This is a genomic window from Kribbella lupini, assembly GCF_039529595.1.
Lineage (GTDB): Bacteria > Actinomycetota > Actinomycetes > Propionibacteriales > Kribbellaceae > Kribbella > Kribbella lupini.
Genome location: NZ_BAAANC010000004.1, coordinates 552822 through 569065, shown reverse-complemented (window position 1 = coordinate 569065; position 16244 = coordinate 552822). Strand labels below are relative to the sequence as shown.

The following is a 16244-nucleotide window of genomic DNA, read 5'->3' as shown; positions in this document are numbered from 1 at the left end:
CAGTCAGCCCAGAGTGCCATCCCCGTCGGGTCGACGCTCAACTGACTGCACGTTCTGACGTGCTCAGGGCTTCATCAGTTCCGTCACGGTGACGAACTCGTAGCCCTTCGCGCGGAGCTCGGTGACGATCGGGACGATCGCCTCGTCCGTGTACGGCGCGTTGTCGCCGCCGTGCAGGTGCAGGACGACGATCGAGCCGTTCCGGGCGTGGCCGAGCACCTGCTTCACGATCGATTTCGGGGACTTGGCGAAGCCGTCCGCGCCGGGGACGTCGAGGCCGACCGCGGTGACACCGGCCGGGGCCAGCTCGTGCAGCGCCGTACCGTCGTAGCAGCCGCCGGGGAAGCGGAACCAGCGCGTCGCGTGCGGATCCAGGCCGTCGAGGATCGTGACGGCCCGGCGTACGTCGGTGAGCATGTCGGGCCGCGCGACCGTGCCGAGGGTGTAGCAGTGCTTGGTGAAGGCCCGGTGGTCGTAGGTGTGCGTGCCGAGCTCGAAGAGCGGGTCGGCCGCGAGCTCACGGGTGCGGTCCGGGTACTGCTCCATCCACAGGCCGGTGAGGAACAGGGTGGCCGGGACCTTCAGGTCCCTGAGGTGCTGGACAAGGGCGTCGTTGTAGTACGACTTCACCGTGCCGTTGGTGAGCCGGCGGCGCATCGCGACGGTCAGGTCCGCGTCGAACGTGAGCGCGATCCGCGGCTTGTCCCGCGGTCCGTGCTGGACGATCGGCATCAGGTTCTGCTGGTGCGATTCGCCGGGTCTGGTGGTCGGCGTCGGAGTGGGCGTGGGCGTGGGCCTCGGCGTCGGCTTTGCCGACACGGTGGCCGGTCGGGTCGGTGGTGGCGTTGCCGTTGGCTGTGCGTCCCCACAGCCGACGAGCACCGCACACAACGCCAGCAAGATCCATCCACGTGCCCCAGTCACAGGACACGAGTATGCCTCCGGCAGGGGTACCGGCCGATCAGCTGGGTACCGGCGCCGGATGTCACCCCCGCTGCGGACCCGCTCGACGTGGGCGGGCGTCCTGATCGGCATCGGCACGGCGGCCTTCGTCGACGAGACGGTCTTCCACCAACTGCTGCACTGGCACCACTTCTACGACCGGTCGACGCCCGCGGCCGGTTTGGTGTCCGACGGACTCTTCCACGCCTTCGGCTGGTTCGCGGTGGTGATCGGACTGGTCATGGTGGCCGACCTGCGCCGCCGCGGGGGCTGGTCGGCCGGAGCCTCGTCGGGGGCATCCTGCTGGGCGCCGGCGCCTTCCAGCTGTACGACGGCACCGTCCAGCACAAGCTGCTCGACCTGCATCAGATTCGCTACAACGTCGACCTGACGTTCTACGACTGGACCTGGAACGTCCTGGCCGTCGTGATGGTGGTCGTCGGTGCCGTGCTGCTCCGGCGGCGCGCGTGATCGGCCTGCACGAGCACGTCTCGCACTCCGGCACTGCTGCCCTGTTGGCGCCGGTCGTGCTTGCCTTCCTGCCGGCTGCGGGCTACGTCTGGGCAGCGCGGCGATTGCATCGGCGTGGCGACGCCTGGCCCGGCTGGCGCATCACGTCCTTCGTGGCCGGTGCGCTGGCGGTGGGTGCCGCAGTGGCTGTGCAGCTGCCCGGTGGCGAGTTCACTGCCCACATGGCTCAGCACCTGGTCATCGGCATGCTGGCACCCGTCCTGATCGTGCTGGCCCGCCCGGTCACGCTTGCACTGCGGGTGCTGCCTCGCCGCCCCAGACGTGCCCTACTCCGAGTGCTGCACTCCCGTTGGACGAGCTGGTCGATCAGCCTCCCTCTGGTCGCGCTGCTCGAGAGCGGCGGCCTCTGGATCCTCTACCGCACGCCGCTGTTCGCCAGCACCCAGGAGCACCCCTGGCTGCACGCGCTGGTCCACACGCACGTTCTGGTCACCGGCCTGCTCTTCACCTTCGCCATCTGCCAACTCGACCCAGTACGGCGACGCCACACCCTCGTGCCACGCGCCGCAACGCTTGTACTCGCCGGCGCAGCGCACGCCGTACTGGCCAAGTCCCTGTACGCCGCCCCACCACCGGGCACCCAATTCTCCCCAGCGGACCTAGCGGCCGGGGCGAAGCTCATGTACTACGGAGGCGACATCGTCGAGATCGCCCTCGCCACAGTGCTCGCCCTCCAGTGGTACCGCGCGGAAGGACGAGCACTGCGACCTGCTCCACGACGAGCGTGAGGCTCAGGGTCGCGACGAAGCTGCTTCCAGATACCAGCGCAGCGCGTCGGTCGGGCTGTCCGGTGTCGTCCATCCGTTCACTACGGCCAGCAGGTCGAAGTACCGCTCACGCCGTACGTCGGCCGCCAGCTGCAGCTGATCGACGTCGACGACCCCGACCGCCGCCAGGTAGTCGCCGGCCTCCGGCGACCGGGGATCAATGCCGAGCGCCAGCGCCGGCTCCACCGCCCGCCGTACCCGGGCAACGTCGTGCGGCCGCAGCCCGTCGCCGGTGTACCCGTCGACCAGCTCGCGCATCAGCTCGCGGAAGCCGGCGTCCTGCGCCAATTCGGCCAGCTGCACCCAAGCCTCGAGCTGCTCGACCGAAGCCTCCGCCGGCAGCTCCGGGACCATCGACTGCTGCGCCGCCGCAAGTCTGCTGTCCGGGTGCTGAAAAACGGTAGAGAGAAAGTCCTCCACCAACGCCGCACGCCCGGCCGCAGACATCGCGTCCAGGCGTTGCAGCTGAGTCTTCAGAGCGGCTTGTTCGAGCGCGATCTGCTCGTCCAGGGACGACGAGCCGGCCAGGAGCTGCTGGATCGTCGTCAGCGGAAGCCCCAGGTCACGCAACGTCCGGACGAGTTCCAGCCGGGGGAGGGCCGCCGCCTGGTACCGGCGGTAGCCCGCCCTCGAGCGGGTCGTGGGCACGACCCCTCGATCGGAGTAGAAGCGGATGGTCTTCACACTCAGGCCCGTCCGCCGGGACAGTTCGCCGATCGAGTAGGTCATGCCCTCAACCATGCGGTCTCCACCCAGGGGAGACTCAAGCCACCAGGTCGTTGGCCGAGCGCAGGACCGGTACGCCGACCTCGGCCGGCGCGGCGGCGCCGGTGACGTGGAAGGTGTGGGACTCGCCCGCGGACAGCGTGATCAGGCCGCTGTCGACCTTCGCCGCCGGGTCGAGGCGGTCCGGGAACAGAGCCAGGTCCTTGGCCAGCGCGGTCGCCGTCACCGTGACGTCGTAGCCGCCTTCGACCGCTGCCACGGACGCGGTGTACGCGTCACCGGCGAGCCGCAGCGCGGTGTCCTCGACGAAGTACCAGTACGCCGTACTGCCGTCCGCGCCGCGGACCTCGATGTACTCCGTGGTCCCGTCCTGAGCCTTGGTGATCGACTCCGGCAGCGAGTTCAGCACCGCGGAGCGCGGCCCGACCTCGAGCGCGAAGGTCTCCTGGGCGAGCACCTCACCGCCCGTCGACGTGCTCCGGCGCGCGACGGTGATCGACGTCGACCAGGTCTCGTCGGTGTCGTTGTGCCCGGCAACGACCAGCCCGTCCTCGCGCGGCTGCACGGTCAGCAGCCGGTCGGCGTACGCGTGCTTGAGAGCGAACCAGAGCGGCTTGCGGTGCCCGTGCCCGTCGACGGCGGCCCAGGAGATCACCGGCCAGTTGTCGTTCAGCTGCCAGACGATCGTGCCGGTGTTCAGCGGGAACAGGCTGCGCCAGTGCTCGACACCGTAGGCAACGGCCCGGGCCTGGTTGAGCTGCGTGGTCCAGTGCCAGTCGTCGATGTTCTTCCACATCGGCAGGTGGTCGCCGAGTCCGCGCTCCAGCTTGAGGTTGCCCTCGAACGCCTTCTGGTGCACGAGCATCTGCTCGCCGTACGGGTCGAGCGGCTGGTCGTGCACGACCGAGGTCAGCGTCGACCAGGCCGGCGGCCCCTGGAACCCGAACTCCGACACGAACCGCGGCTTGTACTTGCGGTACGTCGAGTAGTCGACCTGGTTCCACACGTCCCACACGTGCATGGTGCCGTTGCGCTCGTCGTTGGGGTGGATGAAGTGGTCGTAGGAGTACGGGCTGCCCTGCGAGTACGGCGTCCGCGGGTCGAGCTCGGCGACGATCTTCGGCAGCAGGTCGAAGTAGTAGCCCTCGCCCCACGTCCGGCCGCCGAGCGGCTGGCGCCAGCCCCACTCGACGTAGCCCCAGATGTTCTCGTTGTTGCCGTTCCAGACCGCCAGGCTCGCGTGCCGGCTCAGTCGCGTGACCGCCTGCCGGGCCTCGGCCTCGACCTCGCTCCGGAGCGGCTCGTCCTCCGAGTACGCCGCGCAGGCGAACAGGAAGTCCTGCCAGACCAGGATGCCGAGCTCGTCGCAGATGTCGTAGAAGTCGTCGGTCTCGTAGATTCCGCCGCCCCAGACCCGGAGCAGGTTCATGTCGGCGTCGACCGCGTCGGCGATGCTGCGCTCGTACGTCGACCGGTCCAGCCGGGTGACGAACGCGTCGTCCGGGATCCAGTTCGCGCCGCGGACGAAGACCGGCTTGCCGTTTACCGACAGCACGAACGGGCCGCCGTGCTCGTCCGGCGCGACGTCCATCGTCATCGTGCGGAAGCCGACCCGGCCGGTCCAGCCGTCGGTCTGCTCAGCAGCTGCGACCCCGACCGTGACGTCGTACAAGGGCTGCTCGCCGTGCCCACGCGGCCACCAGCGGTCGACGTCGGCGATCGTTGCCGAGACCGTCGCTTCTTCGGTGCCGGAAGCAACGGTCGTCTCCGCGGTGGTGCCGCCGACCTCGACGGTGATCGTCGCGTCGGCGGTGAACCCGTCGGCCCAGGCGAGTGCCACCTTGGCGTCCAGTACGCCGTTGTCGCCGTCCAGGCCGGCGAGCGGCCGGACGGAGTCGATTCGAACTCCGGTCCACGACTCGATCCGAATGGGCTTCCAGACACCGACGGTCGCGACGTCCGGTCCCCAGTCCCAGCCGAAGTTGCTGGCCATCTTGCGGATCGCGTTGTACGGGTGCAGGTTCGTGTGCGGCCACAGCCCGAGCTGTTCGGCCAGCCGGTCCGCGGTGTCGGCCGGGCCGGCGAACTCGATCACCAGTTCGTTGCGGCCAGCAACGAGCAGCGCGGTGACGTCGAACCGGTACGAGCGGTGCTGGTTCCAGGTCTTGGCGATCTCCGTGCCGTTGAGCGTGACGGTCGCCGCGGTGTCGAGGCCCTCGGCAACGAGTTCCTGGACGGCGTGACTGTCGGACTCCCAGTCGAACTCGGTCCAGTAGCTCCAGGTGGTCCGGCCGATCCAGTGCAGCTTGCCTTCGTTGTCCCCGTCGAACGGGTCCGGGATGACGTCGGCCGCCAGCAGGTCGGTGTGCACCTCGCCCGGAACGGTCGCGGCGATCGGCGCGTCCAGGATCGCCCGGTGCCCGTCAGGCACCGGACCGTCGACGGCGCGCACGGTCCACCCGGCGCCACCGGCGGTGGTCAGCGGGACATGGCGAGGAGAAGCGAGGTTCACGAGGGGTCTCTTTCAGGAGTTACTTAACCGACTCAAGTAAGCCTAGGCCGGTGCTTCAGGAAAAGACAGTGCGCTGCCAGAGATCGGCCAGCAGGCGGTGGCCCGCGGCCGTCGGGTGCACGCCGTCGTCGGCGAGGGTCTCCGGTCCGACCTCCGAGGCCAGGGCATTGAACTCGGCGTCGGCCGGAACCAGCAGGGCGCCGTACTCGATCGCCAGGCGGCGAACCACCTCGAGCTTGGGGTCCAGGTCCTCGCGCCAGCCGTGCTGCTCGTCGTCCACCGGGACGAGGAACGGCTCGACCAGTACCAGCCGGACCTCCCGCAAGGGATCGAGCAGTTCGCGGTACGACGCCTCGAACGACTCCGCCGAGGTCGGGTCGTCCTTGTCGTAGCGCCGCCAGGTGTCGTTGATCCCGACCAGGATCGAGACCAGGTCGGGGGTGTGCGCGAGCACGTCGGTCTTCCAGCGCGCCACCAGGTCGACGGCGCGGTCGCCGCTGATCCCGGCGTTCACGATCCGGGGGCCCGGCAGGGCGTCGTACAGGTTCTTCACGTAGCCGTCGCCCAGACCGGCCGGATCGGTGCGCCGGCCGCAGTCGGTGACGGAGTCCCCGGCGAACACGATGGTCCGCCGGGGATCCAGGAGGTTGTCGTCCGTCATTACAGGGTGGCCGCGTTCACGTCCCAGTCGTCCGGCAGGACCGGAGCGAGCTCGACCGTGCTGGTCACGTCTACGAAGGCGCCGGTGTCGATCGACTCGGTGATGGAGGCCATCACGTCGACGATGTGGAACGCCAGCGCGCCGGTCGCCCGGTGCGGCCGGTCGGCACGGATCGCCCGCGCCATCTCCAGTACGCCGGTACCGCGCTCGGCCGTCGCCTCGGTGGTGACGACGGTTTCCCAGTCGTCCCCGCCGCGGCGGCGGATCTTGATCTCACCGTCGAACCGGTTCGGGTCCGGTACGGCGAGCGTCGCCTCGGAACCGGTGATCTCGACGAACCCGGCCCGCGGCAGCGGCGAGTCGAAGCTGAAGATGCTCTGCGACGACTGCCCCGACTCGAACCGCGCGATCGCGCTGACGTGCGTCGGCACGGTCACGTCGAAGTCGGTCCCGGCCAGCGGGCCCGACCCGATCGTGCGCTTCTCGCGCGACTTCGACCCCAAGCCCGCGACCGCCGCGACCGGGCCGAACAGCTGGACCAGCGTGGTCAGGTAGTACGGGCCGATGTCCCACAGCGGGCCGGCGCCTTCCTGGAACAGGAACGCCGGGTTCGGGTGCCAGGACTCCGGGCCGGGGGACTGCATCAGGGTGAGTGCCGTCAGCGGCGTACCGATGTCACCCTTCTCGATGATCCGGCGCGACTCCTGCAGGCCCGGGCCCAGGATGGTGTCGGGCGCGCAGCCGAGCCGCAGCCCGGCGTCCTGCGCCGTGGCGAGCAGCTTGAGGCCGCTCTCCTGGTCGAGCGAGAACGGCTTCTCGCTCCACACGTGCTTGCCCGCCGCGATCGCGGCCAGCGCGACCTCGACGTGCGCGACCGGGATGGTCAGGTTGACCACGATCTCGACGTCGGCGTTGTTCAGCACGGCCTCGGGGCCGCCGTGCGCCGCGATCCCGTACTCCTCGGCCTTCGCCTTGGCCGCCTCCGGACGCAGGTCGCCGATCGCGACGACCTGCAGGTCCGGGAAGCTCTGCATGCTCTTGATGTAGGCGTCGGAGATGACGCCGGCGCCGATGACGCCTACGCCGACCGGGCTCATGCCTGGTCCTGCCCGGTGAGCCAGCGGAAGCTGCCCTCGACGGCGTCGAAGATCTCGCCGGTGAAGTCGTCCAGCTCGACCACGCGCAGCGCGGTCGGGGCCGCGGCCAGGATGTCGTTGACGGCGATCGTGCCGTCGCCGACCGCGACCTGGGCCTTGTTGTCCAGGGTGCCGTCGCCGTCCTTGACGTGCAGCGCCTTCACCCGGTCACCAAGCCGGCCGAGCAGCGCGGGCACGTCGGCGCCACCGACGGCGGCCCAGTACGTGTCGACCTCGAGGATGACCTCGTCGGACAGGTTGTCGGCCAGGATCTCCAGGGCGTGCACGCCGTCGATCACCGACTCCAGCTCGAAGTGGTGGTTGTGGTAGCCCACCGTGATGCCGTGCTCGGCGCCTTCCTTCGCGGCGGCGTTCAGGCCCTCGGCGATCGCCTTGATCTCGTCCACCGACTGCCAGCGCGCCGGGTCCGTGTGCGGGTCGATGACCGTGCCGATGCCCAGCTGCTTGGCGGCCTCGAAGATCGGCCCGCTGTCCTCACGCAGCAGCCCCGCGTGGGTGCTCGGCGCCGACAGACCGTACTTGGGCAGCGCGTCGGCCAGCTTCCCGGCCAGGTTCACCAGACCGAACGGCTCCACCTTGGTGTAGCCGATCTCCGCGATCCGGGCCAGGGTGGCGTCGAAGTCCTCCTCCAGCTTGTACCGCACGGTGTAGAGCTGGAGGGACAGGTTGTCCACTGCGACCATTCTTCTCTCCTCGTCGCCAAGACGCCTCCGCTGCCCAGAGACCCCTCGGCATGCTTGACCGAACCGGTTAAGTACCGTCGGCAGACTATCCCAAGACTCCCCTCCCGGACCAGAGTCGAACCACACCCTGGTCACCAACGGCAAACGCTTCCCCGAAGATCGGACGGAGACAGGCACCAGCAACACGAGGAGCCAGGCAAGGAGAAGGACGAAGGAAGAGACCGGGCAAACCGAAGAGCCAGAACAAAAGAGAAGAGAAGAAGAGAAGAGATAGTGGCGGTGCGTCCGCTGTGGTGGCCCGGGGTGCCCCGCCTCAGGTCGCCTGTGGTGCCTGCAGGGCTTTCAGCAGCTCGGGGTCGGCGTACAAGCGCACCCATGGGAAGGCCTCGGGTGGGTGAGTGGCGGCCTCCTGTAGCTCCATGCCGCAAACCTTGGTCGTGCGGGAGCGGGTCGCAGTAACCCCTGGCCCTGCAACCTGAGGCGGGGCATCTGTGCTCGCCACTGCGGTGGTCCGACTCGATCTTGCCTTTGGACTGTCTTCTGGGTTGTTGCTCTGGCTTGTTGTTGCTGTCTCTGGCTGTGCTCGGTGGGTGGCTCTGGGTTTGATCAAATGGTTGCTGTGGGTGATGGAATTCGGGTTGCCTGCAGACAGACAGTGGGGGGCGGCGCAGAATGTGGGTCTGCCGAGCCGCCCGTCACGGTTCGGTCCGCCCGTTCGAAGGAGGCCGATCGTGGGCCGTGTGACCATCAAGGAGATTGCTCGACGGGCCGGGGTCTCCAAGGGTGCGGTGTCGTACGCGTTGAACAACCAGCCGGGGGTTTCGGAGGCGACCCGGGCTCGGGTGCTGAAGGTGGCCGAGGAACTGGAGTGGGTGCCCAATCGGGCTGCTCGGCAGCTGTCGGCGGCTCGGAGTGAGACGTTCGGGTTGGTGCTGGCTCGGACTGCGAAGACCTTGAGCGAAGAGCCGTTCTACATGGGGTTCGTGGGTGGGGTCGAGTCGGTGCTGGGGGAGAAGTCGTACGCGCTCGCCTTGCAGGTGGTGCCTGATGTGCAGGAGGAGATGGCCACCTACCGGAAGTGGGCGGCCGAGCGCCGGGTCGACGGGGTGATCGTGGTTGATCTGCGGGTGGATGATCCGCGGATTCCGTTGCTGCGCAAGCTCGAGCTGCCGGCGGTGATCGTCGGGGATCCGGTGCTTGCCGACGGGTTGACGTCGGTGTGGACTGACGGGCGGTCGGCGATGAACGCGGCGGTGGAGCACGTCGCATCCCTGGGGCACAAGGCGATCGCGCGGGTCGCGGGGCCGCCGGAGCACGGGCATGTGTGGATCCGGGATCAGGCGTACGCCGCGGTCGGGCGACGGCTCGGTGTGCAGCTGCGGATCCGGCACACCGACTTCTCCGGCGAGGAAGGCGCCGCCGCGACGCGCGAGCTGATGACCGCGGAGAAGCCGCCGACCGCGATCATCTACGACAACGACCTGATGGCGGTCGCCGGGCTGTCGGTGGTCAACGGGCTCGGGCTCAAGTCGCCGGACGACGTCACGCTGGTGGCCTGGGACGACTCGGCGCTGTGCCGGCTGACGCATCCGACGCTGACCGCGATGAGCCACAACATCGTCGCGTACGGCGCGGAGGTGGCCACCCGGCTCTTCGGCCTGCTCGACGGCGCGCCCGCCGCCGCGCACCTCTACTCCACGCCGGTCCTCGTCATCCGCGAAAGCTCAGGACCGCCCAACCCGCGGTGACAACCCGGGGCCTCGGACACCCACCGGAGACCTTGAACACCCTATGACTTGTTCAAGGCCCCGGCTTCCTGTCCGAGGTCCCCGCGCGCGGCCGCCTTGCTGACCTTCACCGGTACGCCGTTCAGCGTCGCCGTTCCGCCCAGCGCGTCGGTCACAGCGTCGTCGGTGACGTCGTTGACCGAGGCGCCCGCGACCTGACCGGCGACACTCAGCCGTACGCCGGGCAGCCCGTGCCCGAAGCCGTGCGGCAAGCTCACCACGCCGGGCATCATGTCGTTGCTTGCGGCAACCTCAACGGACAGCGAGCCCGCGGCCGACGTCACCTCGACCAGCTCCCCGTCGGTCAGCGAGCGACGCGCCAGGTCGGCCGGGTTCATCAGCAGCTGGTGCCGCGGCTTGCCCTTCACCAGGCGGGCCGAGTTGTGCATCCAGGAGTTGTTGCTGCGCAGGTGCCGCCGGCCGATCAGCATCAAATCATCCGGGTTGCCAACGGCAACCAAATGCGAAGCGAGTCGGGGCAGGTCGTCGAGAATGCTTGCCTGAGCCAGGTCGATGCGCTTGTTTCGCGTGTAAAGCGCGCCAGGCAGGGAAGGCTGCAGCGGTCCGAGGTCGATCCCGCCGGGCGACTTCCGCAGCTTGCGCAGCGACAGACGGTACGGGCCGGTGCGGAGCCCGAGGTCGACCACTCGCGCGGGCGACAGCCGGAGTCGCGCGGTCGCCAGCAGCTTCTGTCGCGACAAAGGACCACGACGGAGCAGCTCCAGGCCGAGATCGCGGAAGATCTCCCAGTCGTGGCGTGCAGACTTGTCCCGGGGAAGCGGAGCCGAGTTCCACCGCGCCGTGTTCCGTACGGCGAGCTGATGAAACGCCAGGTCGTAGTGGTCCCGTTCCAGCGGCGGAGTCGGCGGCAGGATCACGTCCGCGTGCCGGGTCGTCTCGTTGATGTACGGGTCGACCGCGACCATGAACTCCAGCCCCGCCAGCCCTTCGTCGAGCCTCCGGCCGTTCGGCGTCGACAGCACCGGGTTCCCCGCGATCGTCACCATCGCGCGGATCTGCCCCTCACCAGGGGTCAGCATCTCCTCGGCCATCGCCGACGCCGGCAGCTCACCGCCGAACTCCGCCAGCCCGCGCACCCGGCTCTTCCACACCCCCACGTGCCCGCGCCCGATGCCGCGCAGCGTGTCCACCGCGGGCCGCGGAATCATCGTGCCACCGGGCCGATCGAGGTTCCCGGTGATGATGTTCAGCACCTGCACGGCCCACTGGCACACCGCGCCGAACTGCTGCGTCGACACCCCCACTCGCCCGTAACAGGCAGCCCGATCCGCGGTCGCGAACTCACCAGCGATCCGTCGAATCACGTCAGCAGGAATCCCCGTAGCCGCAGCAGCCCGCTCCGGCGTCCACTCGGCGACGGCCGCGGTCACCGCATCGAGTCCGTCCACGTACGAGGCCGGCCGCGCGTGCCCGTCCGCGATCACCTGATGGATCAGCGCGAGCAGGAACGCCGCATCCGTCCCCGGCCGCACGAAGTGGTGCTCGTTGGCGACAGCCGCCGTCTCGGTCCGCCGCGGATCGATCACGACCACACGTCCACCGCGCCGCCGCAGTTCACGGAGCCGCCGCCCGAATCCGGGCGCGGTCATCATGCTCCCGTTCGACGCCAGCGGATTCGCGCCGAGCATCAGCAGGTACGACGTACGGTCGATGTCCGCGACCGGCACCATCAGCTGATGCCCGTACAGCAGGTACGACGCGAGCATGTGCGGCAGCTGATCCACCGACGTCGCGCTGAACCGGTTCCGGGTCCGCAGCAGCCGCAGCGCCGTCGGCATGTGGGTCATCGCGCCGAGGCTGTGCACGTTGGGATTGCCCAGGTACACACCGACCGCGTTCCGCCCGTGCTCCCGCTGGATCGCCAGCAACCGGTCCGCCACCAACGCGTACGCCGCAGGCCAATCCATCGGCTCCCAGCCGGAAGCCGTACGGCGTACCGGCGTCCGCAGCCGATCGGGATCCTCCTGCAGATCCTTCAGCGCGACGGCCTTCGGGCAGATGTGCCCGTGCGACAGGGGATCGGACTCGTCCCCGCGGATGTCGGTGACCCGGCCGTCCTCGACGGTCACGAGCACACCGCAGATGGCTTCACACAAGTTGCACGAGGTCCTGCGCACGGTGGCTGCCATCCCGCCAACTTACGCTCCGGTAACGACGGCGACTAGTCGAACCGCGCTTCGTCGAGCCGCCCGAGGATCGCGTCCACCGTCTCGTTCGGCGTGAGGTCGGAGTTGTCCAGCCACAACCCGCGCCGCGGGCTGAACGCGTGCAGCTCGTAGTCGAGCTCGTCGACCGACAACCCGCCGAGGCGGTCGGAGATCACCTCCGGCCGCGGAGTCAGGACGACGAGGTAGCGCGGCCGGCTCTGGATGTTCTCCAGGAACTCGCGGAGCAGTTCACCGATCACCACGTCCTGCAGTACGACGGTGAAGCCGGCCTGCGCGTAGCCGTCGGCGGCCTGACAGGCCAGCCGGTACCGCAGTTTCAGCTGTTTCTGCGCCTCTTCGCCGTCGTCCGCCTCGGCCGAGGCCTGGCCGCTGACGATCATCCGGCGGAACACCTCGCCGCGCAGGTGCACGCCGTACTGGAAGCGTTCGGCCAGCAGTTGCGAGACCGTCGATTTTCCCGCCGCCATGATTCCGCTGACGACGATCACCCCCTCGGTCTGCATAGGGTGGATGGTGCCACGCGGGACAAGGGTTTCGTCAGGTCTCGCCCACTGGTTGTCCGGAGTCTGCCAGCAGGTGAGACGGCCGTCAGGGCTGCAGTGACAGGACGTGTGCCGCCAGCACTTCCCGGACCCGTTCGGCGGTGGTCACATCGGGCTGGATCGTCACGTGCAAGGAGATCCCGTCGATCAGCGCGTGCAGCCGCTCGGTCTCCAGGTCGAGGTCCAGATCGGGCCGCAGCCGGCCGGCCTCGGACAGGTGGGTCAGCAGCGAGTTGCACAGCCCGCGCAGTCCTTCGTTGACCGGACCGAGGAGCTTGCGCAGACCACCCGCGCCGCTCTCGGCCTGCGCCTGCGCGGTGAACGACAGCCAGACGTCGAACTCGGCCAGCCGTTCTGGATCGAGCGGGATCACTTCTTCGAGGTAGCGCAGCGCGATCTCGACCGGCGTACCGGTCGGCTCGAGCTGGGAGACCCGCGCGCGCACGCGCTGGGCGACCAGGTCCATCGCGAAGCTGACCAGGCCGTCCTGGTCGGGGAAGTAGTAACGCACGGCGCCGGCGGACCAGCCGGCCTCGGCGGCCACCGTCCGGACCGACGCGGCCCGCATCCCGTCCCGGCGGACCACCCGCCACAGCGCCTGGGCGATCTCCTCGCGGCGGGCCTCGTGGTCGACGATTTTCGGCATGACCCTTTTTAGCACACCTGTGTTATGGTCGAGCCAGGTAAAAATACAGCCGTGCCAAATAACGGAGGGGAAGATCGTGCTGCTCGCTGTGATCGCCGCCTGTGAGATCGGCTTCTGGGTCCTGCTCGCGGCCGGCCTCGGGACGCGCTACCTGCTGCGTCTGCCCAAGCTGGGCATGGCCTTCCTCGTCGCCGTGCCGCTGGTCGACGTCGTGATGCTGGGCGCGAGCGTGATCGACATCCGGTCCGGCGGGGAGCCGTCGTTCAAGCACTCGCTGGCCGCGATCTTCATCGGCGCCAGTGTCGGGTTCGGGCATCGCACGCTCCAGTGGGCCGACGGCTGGGCGGCGTACAAGCTGGCCGGTGGACCCCGGCCGGACAAGCCGAAGAAGGGCACCCGCGAGAAGGCGCGCTTCGAGCGTCAGGGCTGGTACCGGCACGTCGTCGCGTACGTCGTGGGCAGCGGCGTGATGCTCGGCCTCGGCCTGCTGTCCGGGCGCGGGTACGACGCGCTGCTCGGCCCGGCGTGGGCCTGGACGATCGTGCTGGTGATCGACGGGATCGTGTCGTTCAGCTACTCCGGCGGGGTGACAGCAGACGCCGAGACCGAACCGCGGCGCAGGATCAACGCCTGACATCCCCCCGAGAACGCCGCCGGCACCGTACATTTCGGTCATGACGACGTCCGGTGCGGGGCGGACCTCCACCTCGAGAATCTTCCATGCGGTCACGGCGTTCGTGGTGCTCGCCGGGATCGTGATCCAGTTGCTGGTGACGGCGAACGGCACCGAAGGGTTCTTCCCGGACAACCCGGACCGGGTCTTCAACGTCTTCGCCTACTTCACCATCCAGTCCAACCTCCTGCTCGGCGGTACGACGCTGCTGCTGGCCCTCACGCCGGACCGCGACTCGCTGCTGTTCCGGACGCTGCGGCTGAACGGCCTGCTCTGCATCGCGGTGACGGGCATCGTCTACCACATCGCCCTGGCCGGGCTGGACGAACTGACCGGCTGGGCAGCTGTCACCAACCTCCTGCTGCACACCGTGACGCCGATCCTCGGCGTGCTCGGCTGGCTCGTGTTCGGGCCGCGCGGGCGGACCGACCGGCGGGTGGTCGCCTGGTCGATCGCGTTCCCGCTGGCCTGGCTGGTGTTCACGCTGATCCGCGGCGCGGCGGTCGGTTTCTGGCCGTACCCGTTCGTCGACGCCGACGATCTCGGCTACGCAAAGGTGTTGCTGAACTGTCTGCTGGTCGCGCTACTGTTCCTGGCTCTGGCGTTCGGGGCGATGCTGCTCGACCGCCGGCTGAACAGGACCGCCGTCGAGAGGTAGACCCGTGCTGGTGACATCACGCTCGTACGCCGAGTACGAGGCGATGTTCGATCTGACCGAACTCCCCGAGTCCGTGCTCGACTGCTGCGCCGGCGGTGCCGGGTTCACCGCCGAAGCGGCCGCCCGGGGCGTCGACGCCGTCGCGGTCGACCCGGCGTACGAGCTGCCGGCGTCCGAGCTGGTGGACACCGTACGGCGCAGCCTGCCGGCCGGGTCCGGGATCGTCGACCATCACGCGGCGAGCTTCGTCTGGCACTGGTACGGGTCGCCCGAGCGCCGCGACGAGCTGCGGATCGACGCGGCCGACCGGTTCCTGACCGACGTCTCCGAGGCACCCGACCGGTACGTGCCGGGCAGCCTGCCCGAGCTGCCGTTCCCGGACCAGCGGTTCGAGCTCGTGCTGAGCTCGCACCTGCTGTTCACGTGGGCCGAGAAGTACGACCGCGCGTGGCACCTCGCGGCGCTGAACGAGCTGATCCGGGTCTCCCGGTCGGAGGTGCGGATCTTTCCGCTGGTGAAGCAGGGGGCGGGCGAGCCGGTGGAGTACCTGCCCGAGCTGCTGGAGGAGCTGGACGGCGTCCGGGCCGAGATCCGGAAGGTGCCGTACGAGTTCCAGGTCGGCGCCGACGAGATGCTCGTGCTCTCCCGCTGAACCACGAGAAACGGTGGTGCCGATCCGCGATCGGCACCACCGTTCGTCGTACAGCCTGAGGACCGAGGGGGTCAGCGCAGGAAGCGGCCGCAGACCGGCCACGGCGACGCGCCCCGCTGGGCGTACAGCTTCTTGGCGCGCATCAGCTGCTCGGCGGCCGAGGCCTGGGAGGCGACGCCGGAACCACCGACGCTGCGCCAGGTCTGGCGGTCGAACTGGAACAGACCGTGGTACTTGCCCGACGGGTTCACCGCCCGCGGGTTGCCGCCCGACTCGCACTGCGCGACCTTGCGCCAGGCCGCGCTCATCGACACACTCGTCGATCCGCTCGACTTGCGGGTCTCCGACCGCGTGGTCCGGGTCTTGCGCTCGGACTTGGCGGCGGGCTTCCTCCGCTCCGACCGTTCGGTCGAGGGCTTGGCCTTGGACCGGCGCTCGCTGACGGTGGCCTTGGGCGCGCCGTCGAGCTTGAGGGTCTGGCCGATCAGGATCAGGTCCGGGTTGTCGAGATTGTTCAGCTTGGCCAGCTGGTGCCAGTCGGCGCCGTTGGCCTGCGCGATCTCGGAGAGGGTGTCCCCGGCCTTCACCTTGTAGTCGGCCGCGAAGGCGGCACCGGCGCCGGCCGCGGTGATACCGACGCCGAGACCGGCGACGGACAGCGTGCGGGCGATCCGGCGGGTACTTCGCCGGGGTCGGGCATGTCGAGCTTTGGACATCAGAATCTGCTCCTCATGAGCTGGGCATGGTGAACTACTCCAGCCCGGCCGATTCAGCCGCGTGCGCACTTCCCCGAGAATCTCGCGGGCCGCAAGTGCGGGGCAGCCGGCGAGACGATGGTGGTCGTCACCCGTGCGTGAGGCTCGGATCGTCGGCCGCCGGTCACTGCCGGCGCCGTACCGGGCTCCACAGTCTGGTGAGGTACCACTCCCTTCCGGGGGTGCAGGGGACAAGCACCCGGACGACCCCGTTCGGTCACGGGACAGCGTCCGAATGGTCACGTCGAGATAACGACGCGACCGAGCCATCGTGCGTGACCGCGGCGCCGAACGCAAGGGCTGTCCGGGAATCTGCCCCGATTTTTTCTGCTCCTGAGGTACCGAAAGTCCAACAACAGAACG

At 69.0% G+C, this 16244-nt stretch carries 15 protein-coding genes and 1 pseudogene; 6 read left to right on the top strand and 10 right to left on the bottom strand.

Annotated features, from left to right (window positions below; all coding sequences use genetic code 11):
* Nucleotides 1–63: 63 nt before the first annotated feature.
* Entirely contained in the window at nucleotides 64–732 is a 669-nt protein-coding gene (locus ABD235_RS35780; protein WP_344182381.1) for a polysaccharide deacetylase family protein, read from the bottom strand.
* 250 nt (nucleotides 733–982) lie between these two features.
* Here ABD235_RS35780 and ABD235_RS35775 point away from each other — a divergent pair.
* A pseudogene (locus ABD235_RS35775) lies at nucleotides 983–1413 on the top strand (DUF2243 domain-containing protein).
* Nucleotides 1410–2201 carry a cytochrome c oxidase assembly protein gene (locus ABD235_RS35770; protein ID WP_344182377.1) on the top strand — a complete coding sequence of 264 codons (792 nt, stop codon included), beginning with the start codon at nucleotides 1410–1412 and terminating at the stop codon, nucleotides 2199–2201. Before ABD235_RS35775 ends, ABD235_RS35770 begins: the two are co-directional and overlap by 4 nt.
* A 3-nt stretch (nucleotides 2202–2204) precedes the next feature.
* Here the strand turns inward: ABD235_RS35770 and ABD235_RS35765 are convergent, their stop codons facing one another.
* From ABD235_RS35765 to ABD235_RS35745, 5 genes are read right to left on the bottom strand one after another with little or no spacing between them, the layout of a single operon-like run.
* Nucleotides 2205–2969, bottom strand: coding sequence for a MerR family transcriptional regulator (locus ABD235_RS35765; RefSeq protein WP_344182375.1), 765 nt, complete (start codon nucleotides 2967–2969; stop codon nucleotides 2205–2207).
* Nucleotides 2970–3003: 34 nt separating this feature from the next.
* Entirely contained in the window at nucleotides 3004–5478 is a 2475-nt protein-coding gene (locus ABD235_RS35760) for a glycoside hydrolase family 2 protein (protein WP_344182373.1), read from the bottom strand.
* Between the two features lie 55 nt (nucleotides 5479–5533).
* The gene (locus ABD235_RS35755; RefSeq protein WP_344182371.1) at nucleotides 5534–6139 is read right to left on the bottom strand and encodes an SGNH/GDSL hydrolase family protein; all 606 of its coding nucleotides are present in this window, start codon (nucleotides 6137–6139) and stop codon (nucleotides 5534–5536) included.
* Nucleotides 6139–7236, bottom strand: a complete 1098-nt coding sequence (locus ABD235_RS35750; RefSeq protein ID WP_344182370.1) for a Gfo/Idh/MocA family protein — start codon at nucleotides 7234–7236, stop codon at nucleotides 6139–6141. The genes ABD235_RS35755 and ABD235_RS35750 overlap by 1 nt, the downstream gene beginning before the upstream one ends.
* Nucleotides 7233–7979, bottom strand: a complete 747-nt coding sequence (locus ABD235_RS35745) for a sugar phosphate isomerase/epimerase family protein (RefSeq protein WP_344182368.1) — start codon at nucleotides 7977–7979, stop codon at nucleotides 7233–7235. Before ABD235_RS35745 ends, ABD235_RS35750 begins: the two co-directional genes overlap by 4 nt.
* A gap of 731 nt (nucleotides 7980–8710) precedes the next feature.
* On the opposite strand from ABD235_RS35745, the gene ABD235_RS35740 reads away from it, so the two are divergent.
* A complete protein-coding gene (locus ABD235_RS35740; protein WP_344182366.1) occupies nucleotides 8711–9727 on the top strand; it encodes a LacI family DNA-binding transcriptional regulator in 1017 nt (338 codons plus the stop codon).
* 41 nt (nucleotides 9728–9768) lie between these two features.
* On the opposite strand, the gene ABD235_RS35735 is transcribed toward ABD235_RS35740, so the two are convergent.
* The 3 genes from ABD235_RS35735 to ABD235_RS35725 form a co-directional block, all read right to left on the bottom strand.
* A complete protein-coding gene (locus tag ABD235_RS35735) occupies nucleotides 9769–11916 on the bottom strand; it encodes a molybdopterin-dependent oxidoreductase (RefSeq protein WP_344182364.1) in 2148 nt (715 codons plus the stop codon).
* Between the two features lie 32 nt (nucleotides 11917–11948).
* Nucleotides 11949–12458 (bottom strand): P-loop nucleotide/nucleoside kinase family protein, encoded by a 510-nt coding sequence (locus tag ABD235_RS35730; protein ID WP_344182362.1) that lies wholly within the window; start codon nucleotides 12456–12458, stop codon nucleotides 11949–11951.
* Nucleotides 12459–12543: 85 nt separating this feature from the next.
* Nucleotides 12544–13143 carry a TetR/AcrR family transcriptional regulator gene (locus ABD235_RS35725; protein WP_344182360.1) on the bottom strand — a complete coding sequence of 200 codons (600 nt, stop codon included), beginning with the start codon at nucleotides 13141–13143 and terminating at the stop codon, nucleotides 12544–12546.
* A gap of 76 nt (nucleotides 13144–13219) precedes the next feature.
* On the opposite strand from ABD235_RS35725, the gene ABD235_RS35720 reads away from it, so the two are divergent.
* The 3 genes from ABD235_RS35720 to ABD235_RS35710 are packed head-to-tail and all read left to right on the top strand — an operon-like array spanning nucleotide 13220 to nucleotide 15126.
* Nucleotides 13220–13777 carry a 2TM domain-containing protein gene (locus ABD235_RS35720; protein WP_344182358.1) on the top strand — a complete coding sequence of 186 codons (558 nt, stop codon included), beginning with the start codon at nucleotides 13220–13222 and terminating at the stop codon, nucleotides 13775–13777.
* A gap of 40 nt (nucleotides 13778–13817) precedes the next feature.
* Nucleotides 13818–14474 carry a Pr6Pr family membrane protein gene (locus tag ABD235_RS35715; RefSeq protein ID WP_344182356.1) on the top strand — a complete coding sequence of 219 codons (657 nt, stop codon included), beginning with the start codon at nucleotides 13818–13820 and terminating at the stop codon, nucleotides 14472–14474.
* A gap of 10 nt (nucleotides 14475–14484) precedes the next feature.
* Entirely contained in the window at nucleotides 14485–15126 is a 642-nt protein-coding gene (locus tag ABD235_RS35710) for a class I SAM-dependent methyltransferase (protein ID WP_344182354.1), read from the top strand.
* 71 nt (nucleotides 15127–15197) lie between these two features.
* Here the strand turns inward: ABD235_RS35710 and ABD235_RS35705 are convergent, their stop codons facing one another.
* Complete coding sequence (locus ABD235_RS35705) at nucleotides 15198–15842, bottom strand: transglycosylase family protein (protein ID WP_344182352.1); 645 nt, start codon at nucleotides 15840–15842, stop codon at nucleotides 15198–15200.
* Nucleotides 15843–16244 lie beyond the last annotated feature (402 nt).

Coding starts and splice junctions, on each gene's coding strand:
- ABD235_RS35725 (WP_344182360.1), bottom strand. CDS start 13,143: ATGCCGAAAATCGTCGACCACGAGGCCCGCCGCGAGGAGATCGCCCAG.
- ABD235_RS35780 (WP_344182381.1), bottom strand. CDS start 732: ATGCCGATCGTCCAGCACGGACCGCGGGACAAGCCGCGGATCGCGCTC.
- ABD235_RS35735 (WP_344182364.1), bottom strand. CDS start 11,916: ATGGCAGCCACCGTGCGCAGGACCTCGTGCAACTTGTGTGAAGCCATC.
- ABD235_RS35750 (WP_344182370.1), bottom strand. CDS start 7,236: ATGAGCCCGGTCGGCGTAGGCGTCATCGGCGCCGGCGTCATCTCCGAC.
- ABD235_RS35730 (WP_344182362.1), bottom strand. CDS start 12,458: ATGCAGACCGAGGGGGTGATCGTCGTCAGCGGAATCATGGCGGCGGGA.
- ABD235_RS35765 (WP_344182375.1), bottom strand. CDS start 2,969: ATGACCTACTCGATCGGCGAACTGTCCCGGCGGACGGGCCTGAGTGTG.
- ABD235_RS35745 (WP_344182368.1), bottom strand. CDS start 7,979: ATGGTCGCAGTGGACAACCTGTCCCTCCAGCTCTACACCGTGCGGTAC.
- ABD235_RS35715 (WP_344182356.1), top strand. CDS start 13,818: ATGACGACGTCCGGTGCGGGGCGGACCTCCACCTCGAGAATCTTCCAT.
- ABD235_RS35705 (WP_344182352.1), bottom strand. CDS start 15,842: ATGTCCAAAGCTCGACATGCCCGACCCCGGCGAAGTACCCGCCGGATC.
- ABD235_RS35755 (WP_344182371.1), bottom strand. CDS start 6,139: ATGACGGACGACAACCTCCTGGATCCCCGGCGGACCATCGTGTTCGCC.